This is a genomic window from Blautia sp. OM07-19 (assembly GCF_003481595.1).
Taxonomy (GTDB): Bacteria; Bacillota; Clostridia; order Lachnospirales; family Lachnospiraceae; genus Blautia_A; species Blautia_A intestinihominis.
In genome coordinates this window covers 161,400-172,228 of the sequence record NZ_QULA01000003.1, presented here as the reverse complement: position 1 = coordinate 172,228, position 10,829 = coordinate 161,400, and the positions used below count along the sequence as shown (strand labels likewise).

At 45.7% G+C, this 10,829-nt stretch carries 11 protein-coding genes and 1 pseudogene; 10 read left to right on the top strand and 2 right to left on the bottom strand.

Features of this window, described 5'->3' with window-relative positions; translation table 11 throughout:
• The first annotated feature begins 580 nt into the window (after nucleotides 1-580).
• The 7 genes from DXC01_RS04345 (at nucleotide 581) to DXC01_RS04320 (ending at nucleotide 4,516) form a co-directional block, all read left to right on the top strand.
• The gene (locus tag DXC01_RS04345; RefSeq protein ID WP_118698354.1) at nucleotides 581-1,999 is read left to right on the top strand and encodes a GH25 family lysozyme; all 1,419 of its coding nucleotides are present in this window, start codon (nucleotides 581-583) and stop codon (nucleotides 1,997-1,999) included.
• 96 nt (nucleotides 2,000-2,095) lie between these two features.
• On the top strand, nucleotides 2,096-2,446 hold the full coding sequence (locus tag DXC01_RS04340) for a hypothetical protein (RefSeq protein ID WP_118698353.1): 351 nt from the start codon (nucleotides 2,096-2,098) through the stop codon (nucleotides 2,444-2,446).
• A 69-nt stretch (nucleotides 2,447-2,515) separates the two neighbouring features.
• The gene (locus tag DXC01_RS04335; RefSeq protein ID WP_158583616.1) at nucleotides 2,516-2,710 is read left to right on the top strand and encodes a metallophosphoesterase; all 195 of its coding nucleotides are present in this window, start codon (nucleotides 2,516-2,518) and stop codon (nucleotides 2,708-2,710) included.
• A gap of 89 nt (nucleotides 2,711-2,799) precedes the next feature.
• Nucleotides 2,800-3,009 (top strand): hypothetical protein, encoded by a 210-nt coding sequence (locus DXC01_RS04330; RefSeq protein WP_118698351.1) that lies wholly within the window; start codon nucleotides 2,800-2,802, stop codon nucleotides 3,007-3,009.
• 34 nt (nucleotides 3,010-3,043) lie between these two features.
• The gene (locus DXC01_RS20085; protein ID WP_022215567.1) at nucleotides 3,044-3,196 is read left to right on the top strand and encodes a hypothetical protein; all 153 of its coding nucleotides are present in this window, start codon (nucleotides 3,044-3,046) and stop codon (nucleotides 3,194-3,196) included.
• A 119-nt stretch (nucleotides 3,197-3,315) separates the two neighbouring features.
• The gene (locus DXC01_RS04325; protein WP_118251325.1) at nucleotides 3,316-4,029 is read left to right on the top strand and encodes a flavodoxin family protein; all 714 of its coding nucleotides are present in this window, start codon (nucleotides 3,316-3,318) and stop codon (nucleotides 4,027-4,029) included.
• A 7-nt stretch (nucleotides 4,030-4,036) separates the two neighbouring features.
• On the top strand, nucleotides 4,037-4,516 hold the full coding sequence (locus tag DXC01_RS04320; protein ID WP_118698350.1) for a DNA-deoxyinosine glycosylase: 480 nt from the start codon (nucleotides 4,037-4,039) through the stop codon (nucleotides 4,514-4,516).
• 61 nt (nucleotides 4,517-4,577) lie between these two features.
• On the opposite strand, the gene DXC01_RS04315 is transcribed toward DXC01_RS04320, so the two are convergent.
• Nucleotides 4,578-6,518 (bottom strand): hybrid sensor histidine kinase/response regulator, encoded by a 1,941-nt coding sequence (locus tag DXC01_RS04315; RefSeq protein WP_118698349.1) that lies wholly within the window; start codon nucleotides 6,516-6,518, stop codon nucleotides 4,578-4,580.
• A gap of 175 nt (nucleotides 6,519-6,693) precedes the next feature.
• On the opposite strand from DXC01_RS04315, the pseudogene DXC01_RS04310 reads away from it, so the two are divergent.
• Together DXC01_RS04310 and DXC01_RS04305 are read left to right on the top strand one after the other, a co-directional pair.
• Nucleotides 6,694-7,020, top strand: a pseudogene (locus DXC01_RS04310) (hydrolase); the annotation flags it as partial.
• Between the two features lie 116 nt (nucleotides 7,021-7,136).
• Nucleotides 7,137-8,507 carry an MATE family efflux transporter gene (locus DXC01_RS04305; RefSeq protein WP_118698348.1) on the top strand — a complete coding sequence of 457 codons (1,371 nt, stop codon included), beginning with the start codon at nucleotides 7,137-7,139 and terminating at the stop codon, nucleotides 8,505-8,507.
• A 17-nt stretch (nucleotides 8,508-8,524) separates the two neighbouring features.
• On the opposite strand, the gene DXC01_RS04300 is transcribed toward DXC01_RS04305, so the two are convergent.
• Entirely contained in the window at nucleotides 8,525-9,505 is a 981-nt protein-coding gene (locus DXC01_RS04300; protein WP_118698347.1) for a restriction endonuclease, read from the bottom strand.
• Nucleotides 9,506-9,717: 212 nt separating this feature from the next.
• Here DXC01_RS04300 and DXC01_RS04295 point away from each other — a divergent pair, with 212 nt between their 5' ends.
• Nucleotides 9,718-10,794 (top strand): NAD(P)H-dependent flavin oxidoreductase, encoded by a 1,077-nt coding sequence (locus DXC01_RS04295; protein WP_118698346.1) that lies wholly within the window; start codon nucleotides 9,718-9,720, stop codon nucleotides 10,792-10,794.
• Nucleotides 10,795-10,829: the final 35 nt, after the last annotated feature.

The following is a 10,829-nucleotide window of genomic DNA, read 5'->3' as shown; positions in this document are numbered from 1 at the left end:
CGGAACCGCATGTCCGGTGGTGTGAGAGGTCGGCGGCAAAAGCCGTCTCCTACTCGATCGAAATACCAACCATTGATTACGATGTCATCATCTACGATATAGGTCCACACGGTTGACGAAACATAGGTGATATTCGGCACAAGCTCAATGTTCGCCACATTGGTGGTATCAATGCGATACACCTGATAGGCCCAACCGAACCACGAGGTCCCACAGGCCCAGGACATCCGGTATCGCCTTTCATGCCACGAGGTCTGGCAGGTCCCTGTTCTCCTCTTGAACCCTGCTCTCCACGAGGTCCTTCTGGTCCCATAGGTCCGGGAGGACCCTGGATCGTTACGTAAGTGCCACAGGATCCGCTGCAGTTATTACAACAATTTCTGGATTTATTATTTGGACAGTTCATAACAAAATTCCCTGCATAAAATTTGTAGTTGCTTATATATTATGCAGAAGTGCCGCATATGAGAAAAATACAGCGAAATAAATGAAACAGTCTGAGAAGACCAGTAAAATCACAGTTTGGAGACAAATGGAATATGGATATAGAGAGAAGCTTTTGCCATAAGGAGACGCGGCTATGGAAATCAAAAGCATTGATGTATCAAGTTATCAGGGGAAGCCCGACTGGGCGAAAGTAAAGAAGGCGGGCATAAATTTTGCAATTCTTCGAATCCATCAGAAAAACGGACCAGATACAAGTTTTGAACATAATTATAAGGGATGCAGGGCGAATAAGATTGCTGTGGGTGGATACAAATACAGTTATGCTCTGACAGAAGCGCAGGCATTAAAAGAAGCAGAAGAAACACTCGCAGTCCTTGACGGGCGCGAACTGGATCTTCCGGTATTCTATGATCTGGAATGGGAGAAACAGAGAAAACTTGGAAAAGAGGCAGTCGAGAAGATTGCGGTGGTTTTTCTGGATCATATCAAAAAAGCAGGATACAGGGTCGGAATTTATTGTAATGTAGACTGGTATCAGAATGTTCTGAGTACAAAATTGAAATCCTATGACTTGTGGCTTGCCAGATACCCGGCAAATGATGATGGAACTGTGCAGACACGCCTTAAGCCGGAGCAGGGAATCGGCTGGCAGTATTCCAGCAAGGGAAAAGTTGCCGGGATCAGCGGAAACGTGGATATGGATCTGTTTTACAAAGATTATAAAGAAAAAGCAGAAGAGAAGAAAAAAACTACAGGAAATAAGTTGGAGAAACACATAAAACTTGGAAATTATTATGCCAACTATGGCGGTAAGAAACCGTATCTGGAAAAAAAGAGCAATGCATATCTGGATGATTTTACCAGAAATGCCGGCAGCAAAAACTATACGAAATTTGCCCGTGATGTCAATAACTGGGGACAGCCTGGATGCCAGGGGCGGCCGTGGTGTGCAGTTTATCAGTTCTGGAAACTGGTCAAAATATTTGGCCTGGCGAGGGCACTGCAGATCATGGGCGGTGGTTTTTATAACTGTCGGAGTGTGACGCGGCATGCGAAACAAAAAGGAACCTGGCATAGTACGCCGAAGAAGGGTGCGCTGGTCGTGTTCCGAAATGGGGCACATATTGGATCCGTTACGAAATATGATGACATTTATATTTATACAAACGAGGGAAATACATCCAGTACACCAGGCGTTGTAGCCAATGGCGGGTCATGCCGCAATAAAAAATACAAACGTACAGATCCGGCGATTGACGGGTATGTATGGATTGATTATAGCACTGCCTCCGACCAGAGATCCACAGAAACAGCAATCCATCTTGACAAGACTCCAAAGTGGGTGGGAATGGTGAATACAGCAGAACTCAATGTGCGCTCCTGGGCAGGTACAGAGTATCCAAGGATCAAGAAGTATCCGCTTCTTGCACAGCACAATCTTGTTGACGTGTGCAATACGATCAAAGCCGACGACGGCACAGCCTGGTATTATGTTCGGATCGTGAACAAATATTATGGTTTCGTGGCGGCCCGTTACATTACAAAAGTGTAAAAAATGAAAGCCCTGAGATAATACTGATAGTAGGCAGAGCAGCTTTTTTCCTGTACAATGGGAAATAACACAGGAAGAAAGAGGGCAATAAGGATTATGAATATGTGGCTTATTTTGATGATCGTCCTGGCAGTTTTGTCTTTTGCAGGGATTTTGTATCTTGCGAACAGGATTGGGAAATTTGCATTTATCAGAAAAATAACAAAAGGCAAAAAAGGATTCAGCACACTGACAGGACTTCTGATTGCTGTAGTTTATACCGCAGTTATCTGGATGGCATGGGGTTCTATGAATGCTATTGTGTGTATTCTGCATCTGATCGTATTCTGGATGGTCAGCGAAGCGATTTTTGCCCTGATCACAAAGATACGCAAAAAGACATTTGCAAAATATTATGCCGGGATCGTGGCGATCGTTTTTACTGTATGTTATCTTGCAGCAGGCTGATATTAGGCACATCATGTGTGGGAGAAGAAGTATGAGATACAGACAGATAAAGAAGTCAGGAATCTTAAGGTGGCAGTTTTTTCCGATTCACATACAGGAACGACATTTCATGGAGAAGGTTTTGCGGAACATATGAAGACCATTGAAGCACAGAATCCGGATGTTGTACTGATCGTTGGCGATTTTGTGGATGATGATACGACGAAGGAAGACAGGACAAGTCTGAGGATTATGCAGGAGGCCGTGAGACGAAGGAAGAACTGACAGCTGATCTGGATCCGGACAAGTTTTCTATCGTTCTGGATCATCAGCCACAGGATTATGAGGCACAGGCAGAGGCGGGCGTTGATCTGGTGCTTTACGGGCATACTCACGGCGGACAGCTTTTTCCGCTTATGACGATCGAGAACCACACAGATCTGGCCCCGGATGACCGGGTTTACGGATACGAAAAAAGAGGCAGTACAAACTTTATCGTAACGTCAGGAATCTCAGACTGGGCGATCAAGTTCAAAACAGGATGCAGATCAGAATATCTGATGCTGGAGATTGACGGGAAATAAAATACAAAAATAAAAGAAGCACGGGGATATAGATATGGAACATGGAGAAAAGGAATACAGACTGCTGAAATCGGCATATGCTTTTTTGAACCGCCAGATATCACTGTATGAAAAAACGGTAGAGAGAAAAGTAGCAGAGTATAATCTTTTAACGAGGACCGTCAGCAGACCAGGGAAGCAGGAATGAATGAACATATCGCCAAGCCCCTCGATGCAAAGCTGCTGATGAGGAAGATCATGGAGTATTGTAAGCGCAGGGATGCATAAAGTAGATAGAAGAGATATAACAGGAAAGGAAACGATACTGTGAAAATTACAGTTATACATGGTCAGAACCATAAGGGGAATACGTATATGATTGCGCATGAACTTGCGGAAAAGATCGGCGGGGAGGTGACGGAATTTTTCCTGCCGCGTGATTTTGATGAACCATGTCTCGGATGCTGGACGTGTTTTAACAAGGACCTGACACATTGCCCGCATTATAAGAAGCTCAAGCCTCTTATGGATGCGATGGATGAGGCGGATGTAGTAATTCTGGCAAGCCCGGTATATGTGTATCATGCGACCGGGCAGATGATGGCCTTTCTGGATCATTTTGGTACGAGATGGATGGTGCACCGGCCGGATGCACGTGCCTTCCAGAAGCAGGGCGTGGCGATTGCGACAGCTGCCGGCGGTGGCATGGCGAGCACGACGAAGGATCTTTACCACAGTATGTTTTTCTGGGGCTATCCGCGGATCTACCGCATGGGATTTGCTGTCAGGGCAGCGAAGCCATCCGAGATCCCGGAAGATATCCAGAAGAAGATCCACCAGGAGACCGACCGGATGGCAGCAAAGATCCGAAAAAATCATGCCCCATTCAAACCAACACTCAAGACCCGCATGTGGTTTTCGATGATACGCTGGATGCACAAAGCATTCTGGAAGTTCGAGCCGGATTATGGCTACTGGGAAGAACATGGATGGCACGGTAAGAACAGGCCGTGGAAGGTGAAACGGAAGAAAAGAGGATAAAGAAATTATGGAACATACAATAGACCCTGTATACGACGAACACTCACGGATATTGATACTTGGGAGTTTTCCGTCAGTGAAGTCCAGGGAGCAGAAGTTTTTTTACGGACATAAGCAGAACCGGTTCTGGAAAGTGCTTGCAGGGATTCTGGGATGTGAGGTGCCGCAGACGATAGAAGAAAAGAAAGCAATGCTCCTTGAGTATCATATTGCCATGTGGGATGTGATCCAGAGCTGTGAGATCGAGGGCTCTTCCGATGCGAGCATCCGCGATGTGGTCCCAAATGATCTGTCCGAAATACTGGACACTGCTGACATCCAGGCAATCTATACGAATGGCGGCAAGGCGTACGAGCTGTACTGTAAATATATTTACCCGGTAAATGGCATCGAGGCACATAAGCTTCCGTCAACCAGCCCTGCCAATGCAGGCTATTCCCTGGACCGGCTCAAAGAAGCCTGGTCACAGATTAGTGAGTTTAAATAAAAAAGCAAACAAAATCCCCATCCAATGTCAGCCTGATACTGACCGGATGGGGATTTCTGACTTAATTTTCTTTTTTGGTTCGTATATGTTTTTCCAATACAGGAATCAGGACATTCATATCAACAGGTTTGGCGACATGGTCGTTCATTCCGACAAAGAGCGCTTTCTGACGGTCTTCGGCAAAAGCATTGGCAGTCATGGCGATGATCGGAATGCTGGAACGGAATGGATCCTCTAACTGTCGGATCTTGCGGGTGGCGTCATATCCGTTCATGACGGGCATCTGAATATCCATGAGGATCAGATCATAAAAATCAGGTGCTGCTTTCTCAAGTTTTTCCACACAGGCAACGCCGTTGCTGACACGGTCGACAAGCAGACCTTCTTCACTGAGAAGTTCGATGGCGATCTCAGCATTCAGATCATTATCCTCAGCAAGAAGGATCCTTTTTCCTGCAAGAGTTTTCTGTGGGCGGTCGGATGAGGATTTCCTTGGCTCAGCCTCTTCTTTGCGTGCAGTGCGGCATGGAATACAGATCGTAAAAGTGGAGCCTTTTCCCGGACTGCTCTGGATCTCGATCGTTCCATGCATCAGGTCTACCAGATTTTTTACGATACCCATGCCAAGACCGGTGCCTTCGATACCGCTTATGGTAGAAGAACGTTCACGTGAAAAGGATTCAAAAATATGTGCCTGGAATTCCTCGGACATACCGATACCATTGTCAGCAATAGAGATTTCCATGTAACACCAGTCGGCATCTTCATGCGGCTTCTGAGTAAGACAGCAGTCGATTTTTCCATTCTGCCCGGTGTATTTGATGGCATTGCTGATAACATTGAGTACAATCTCGGACAGATGGGAACTGTCAATATAGACATAAGGATTTGCAACCTGCTTATGTACGGTAATAGTCTGGTGCTTTTCCTGAACTGCCGTATTGAACATGACGATGCAGGAGTCAAAACTTTCTTCAATGTTGCAGATGCTTTCTTCGAGAACGATCTGGTTGTTTTCAATCCGGGCAATCTCCAGGATGTTGTCAATGATGGAGAGCATTTTTTGTCCGCAGGTGCGGATGTTGGAAAGATACTCGCTTAATTTGTCTGGTTCATGCAGATGATTCCGGGAAAGCCCTGCGTAGCCGATGATCGCATTCATAGGAGTCCGGATGTCGTGTGACATATTAAAGAGGAATGCGGACTTTGCCTTGTTTGCAGCTTCGGCGGCAGCGGCAGATTTCCTGAGGAGCATCTGCTGTTCCCTGTCCTTCGCCCTCTGGTTCTGCAGAATGTGATAAACACAGACAAGCAGAAGCAGTGCAATGATGGCTGCGGCGATTGCGATCTGGAGAGAATTCCGGCTGCTTTTGCTCAGAAAAGTATAGGCAGATTCCATGTCCATTTCGATGCAGAGTGCGCCGATGATCTCGTTGGAGCCATCGGTTGCCTTGACGGGATAGCATGCTGTGAAGATATGTCCCCATGTGGTGTCAATGGTCTCCTGCGAATAAATGGTTTTGCCTGACAGTGTAGAATTAATGTAGGGAATCATTTCATCCTTTATGTAGGTTCCCGGATAAGCAAAATCAGAGGTATCAAGATCGAGGCCATCGACCAGATAGATCAGTTTTCCCTCAGAGTTGCTTTTGGCAGTGTAGAGATATCGGGTGGAATTCAGGCTTCGGATCTGGTTCAAAGTAGTTTGAAGTGTCTGATACCGCTCAGAGGACATATCATCAACCGTGTTGATGTCCGTAAAGTCGTCCCTGGTAAAAGTGTTGGAAACAAGTTTGTGGATGGCATCGGAACAAGTGATATTCTGGTCAACGTTTGCCTCCAGAGTGCTGGTACTGTAGCTTTTTTGCAGTAGAAAAGTATAAACTGCGATAAGAAATACAGCCAGCAGAAATAAAAAGATATAATTGGACAGATGATGGATCTGCTTTGAACCAGAAGATGTGGGAGCAGAATCTTTGTCTGCATGTCTGGGCTTGCTCATGAAAATACCTCATTTCAGTTTTACAAAAGGGGAAGATGATACGAAATTCCACAGATGTTTTATTTCTATTATAACAGGACAGAAACAATCCTGTAAACAGGAAAACACAAAATTGACTTCAACATAGTAAAGTAGTATATTAATAGAAATTAAAATGTGTAGCAGGAGGAATTTTTATGGGATCACTGTTGGATGCGGGGCAACGATCGATGTAAAACCAGAGCACGAAATGGAAAAAGTCCTCTTCGCGGCAGATGAGCTTACAGGGCTGATCTGGGCAGTCGCTCTGATGCGTCCGTCCAAGAGTACAAAGGACATGGAATTTAAATCCTTCAAGAAAAAATACAAGAGCAAAGGTTTTGCGGCAGGATGTTCCAGAGAGGTCATCGAGCGCGGGGCAGAGCAGCTTGGATGGGAACTTCCGAAGCTTCTGACCATGACTCTTGAGGCGATGGCGACCTGCGAAGATGAGATCCAGGCAGAGATGCGAAGCGAAGAGTAAAACTGACGAAAAACAGACAGAAATATTTTCAAAAATAATCAAAAAAACGGGTTTACGAATACCAAAAAGCAGTATATAATATGCATTCGATTAAAGAAAAAATAAGGAGTGTAGAGATGAAATCAGCACAGAATGATATGACTGTCGGAAATCCGATGAAGATTATTTTGAGCTTTACCCTGCCGATTTTTATCGGTAATGTATTTCAGCAGTTTTACAATATGGCAGATGCTGTGATCGTTGGTAAGTTTGTCGGAAACAAGGCTCTGGCGGCGGTCGGCAGCACGGGAACGATCATGTTTCTGATCTATGGTTTTGTCGTGGGAATGACGGCTGGTTTTACTGTCCTCACGGCGCAGAAATTCGGAGCCGGTGATATGAAGGGCATGCGAAAGACAGTAGCGGGAGCAGGGATTCTTTCTTTTGTAGTCGGAGCACTTCTGACGATACTGTTTATGGCATTTATGAAACCGCTTCTGATCCTTATGAATACGCCATCGGATATTTTTGCGGACGCATATTCGTACATAATGATCGTCAGCGGCGGAATCCTGGCACAGATGCTTTATAATCTTCTGTCCAGTATCCTCAGGGCGCTTGGAAACAGTAAGCTTCCGCTTGTATTTCTTATTATAAGCGCACTTTTGAACATTGTCCTGGATCTTGTGTTTATCGTAGGATTCGGGATGGGCGCGAAGGGAGCCGCAGTTGCGACGGTTATTGCACAGGGCGTTTCCGGAATCCTCTGCCTGTTTTATATCATTGCGAAGATTCCGATTCTTCATTTGAAGCGTGAAGATCTGGATGTTGGAAGTACGATCTACAAAAACCAGCTTCGGATCGGAGTTCCGATGGCACTGCAGTATTCGATCACAGCGATCGGTACCATGATGGTGCAGTCTTCCTTAAATATCCTCGGATCAACACTGGTTGCAGCGTACACGGCAGCAGGCAAGATCGAGCAGGTGGTAACACAGGCATATGTGGCAATGGGAACGACGATGGCAACTTATGCAGCCCAGAATATGGGCGCCGGTTCTGTGAAGCGTATCCGTGAAGGATTCAAGGCATGTACGGTTATTGGTGTTGTATATTCCTTCGTGGCAGCAGGATTTATCATGACTGTCGGCAAATATATGACCTATCTTTTTGTATCAGAAGATGTTGATATCATTATGAATTCCGTAGATATTTATCTGAAATGTATCGGGATTTTCTTTATTCCGCTGGCAGTGGTAAATATTTACCGAAATGGTATTCAGGGACTTGGCTATGGACTCCTTCCGATGATGGCGGGTGTCGCAGAGCTGATCGGACGAGGCGTTGTAGCGGTGATCGCCGGGGCAAAGAGAAGCTATCCGGGTGTCTGTCTGGCAGGTCCGGCAGCCTGGGTGCTTGCGGGCGGCCTTCTGATCGTGATGTATTATTTTATCATGAATGTAAATATGATAAAGATCTTTGGCACAAATGGCAAAGACCACAAATAAAAAAATCAGGACAGTTTTCAGTCGGAACTGTCCTGATTTTTTTTGTTCTTTTTGGGGATGCGGTGCAGATAAAACTGAGAATTGTTGATTCTCTGAAGGCGGTAGTGGTCTTTCATGGAGCGGTTCATTTCTTTTTCGAGGAGAGCAAGATCTTTGGCAGAGCATTCGTCTATGTGATAAAGAAATTTTTCTCCGTAGTCGGCTTCCTCAGAGGACAGAAACTGCACTTTGGAGCGAAGCCCCTGAGAGAGAAGTCTGGTGTAGGCTTTGCCGGTATTCTGGTTTGATAAAGCCCTCTGATGGTCAGTGGAATCCTGACCGTCGCTGTCAGAGCTTTTTTGCCGCTGCAAAAAAATGGCATGTCCGGAGAGAAGGACTGCCGGGAGCAAAAATACCGGAAGAACCTCAGAAGGAAGGATCTTTGCTGCCCCGGAAAACAGAAGCAGGAAAAACAGGATCAGATACAAAGCTCCGGAAAGCAGGTTCAGTGACAAAAAACGCCATCCGAAGATACCCAAAAGGGAGGCAGTGACCGCCAGAAAAACATCCAGATAGTTCAGAAGAGACGGTTTTGGATACTGAAAAATCTGCATGGAAGCACCCGCAGCAATTCCTGCCAGAAGAAAAAGAAACAGAAAAGCATGGATCAGTTTGCGGAATTTTCCTGTTTCTCTGCCAGGTGAACAATGCTCCCATAATTCTACTTCCAGTTTATCGGCGAGTTCTCTTGCAGCTTTTGTGAAGGTATGGTTTGTCATGACCACAGCACGGTCACAGTCATAGAAGCGAGCCCCGCTGTATGCTTCCTGTACCGCCTTGTTTCCGACTGGAGCAGAATAATATTTACACTGTATGCCGTATTTCACCCCTGATTTGTATGCGATCACATCAATCCCCTGGTCGCCGCTTGGTGGTGTAACGCTTACTTTGCGATAGCCCTTGGTTTTGAGAAATGCCGCGCAGCGGTGTTCAAATTCAAATCCATCCTGATAGTTCATAAAAAACTTCCTCTTTGTCAGTCTGTATAGTATGAAGCTATTTTAGTAAAAAGAGTCTGATTTGTCCAATGATTTTTAATAAAAACATAAGTAGTAATAAAAACTATATAAACTAGAAAAAGATTCAGCAATACATTGACATCACAATTACGAAAGAGTATACTATCAAATAGTTTGATAATCAAAACAAATGATAGATGGGAGAAATCAGGATGAATACAGATAAAAGTACACTCAAAGAACTTCGCATTGGAGAAAAGACGGCGCAGATTCCGATCATCCAGGGCGGCATGGGAGTCGGGATCAGCCGGAGCAGGCTCGCCGGAGCAGTGGCGCGAGAGGGCGGTGTTGGTGTGATCTCGACGGCACAGATTGGATATGATGAAGAGGGATTTGAGCAAGATCAGGCGAGATGTAACCGTATGGCGATAGAGAAGCATGTAAAAAAAGCAAAAGAAATCGCGGGCGGCAGAGGGCTTGTTGCGGTCAATATCATGGTGGCATTGAAGCATTATGAGGAACATGTCCGGGAATCGGTGAAAGCAGGTGCAGATGTGATCATCAGCGGAGCGGGACTTCCGATGGATCTTCCGAAACTGGTGAGTGAAGAATCAGGAACGAAGATCGCACCAATCGTTTCTTCCAGGCGTGCGGCGAATCTGATCCTCAAAATGTGGGCACACAGATACGACAGGACAGCAGATTTTATTGTGATCGAAGGACCGAAAGCAGGGGGACATCTTGGATTTTCCAGGGAGCAGCTGGCAGATATAAATGCGTTGGATTTTGATGAAGAAATCTGCAGGATCATCGAATGCAAAAAGGAATACGAAGAGAAATTTGACAGAAAGATCCCGGTGATCGTTGCGGGAGGGGTTTTTGACCGGGCAGATATTGATCATGTGATGGAACTTGGCGCAGATGGTGTGCAGATCGCAAGCAGATTTGTGGCAACAGAGGAGTGTGATGCTTCTGAGGCATACAAGAGAGCATACATTGAGGCGGAGACATCTGATATCCAGATCGTGCAGAGCCCGGTGGGAATGCCGGGGCGTGCGCTTCGAAATGAATTTATCCGGCACCTGGAAGCAGGAAGAGAGCCGATCCGTAAATGCTACAATTGTCTGGAAAAATGTGACCCGCGCAAAGTCCCGTACTGCATCACAAAAGCACTGATCGAGGCGGTGAAGGGAAATCTTGATAAGGGTCTGATCTTCTGTGGAGCGAATGTCGGAAGGATCCATGAGATGACGACCGTTCATGAACTGATGCAGGAACTGGCATATTAAAAAAGTTAAACAGTGTAAAAAACAGGCAGCATTTG

Coding starts and splice junctions, on each gene's coding strand:
- DXC01_RS04345 (WP_118698354.1), top strand. CDS start 581: ATGGAAATCAAAAGCATTGATGTATCAAGTTATCAGGGGAAGCCCGAC.
- DXC01_RS04300 (WP_118698347.1), bottom strand. CDS start 9,505: ATGAACTATCAGGATGGATTTGAATTTGAACACCGCTGCGCGGCATTT.
- DXC01_RS04295 (WP_118698346.1), top strand. CDS start 9,718: ATGAATACAGATAAAAGTACACTCAAAGAACTTCGCATTGGAGAAAAG.
- DXC01_RS04340 (WP_118698353.1), top strand. CDS start 2,096: ATGAATATGTGGCTTATTTTGATGATCGTCCTGGCAGTTTTGTCTTTT.
- DXC01_RS04315 (WP_118698349.1), bottom strand. CDS start 6,518: ATGAGCAAGCCCAGACATGCAGACAAAGATTCTGCTCCCACATCTTCT.
- DXC01_RS20085 (WP_022215567.1), top strand. CDS start 3,044: ATGGAACATGGAGAAAAGGAATACAGACTGCTGAAATCGGCATATGCT.
- DXC01_RS04320 (WP_118698350.1), top strand. CDS start 4,037: ATGGAACATACAATAGACCCTGTATACGACGAACACTCACGGATATTG.
- DXC01_RS04305 (WP_118698348.1), top strand. CDS start 7,137: ATGAAATCAGCACAGAATGATATGACTGTCGGAAATCCGATGAAGATT.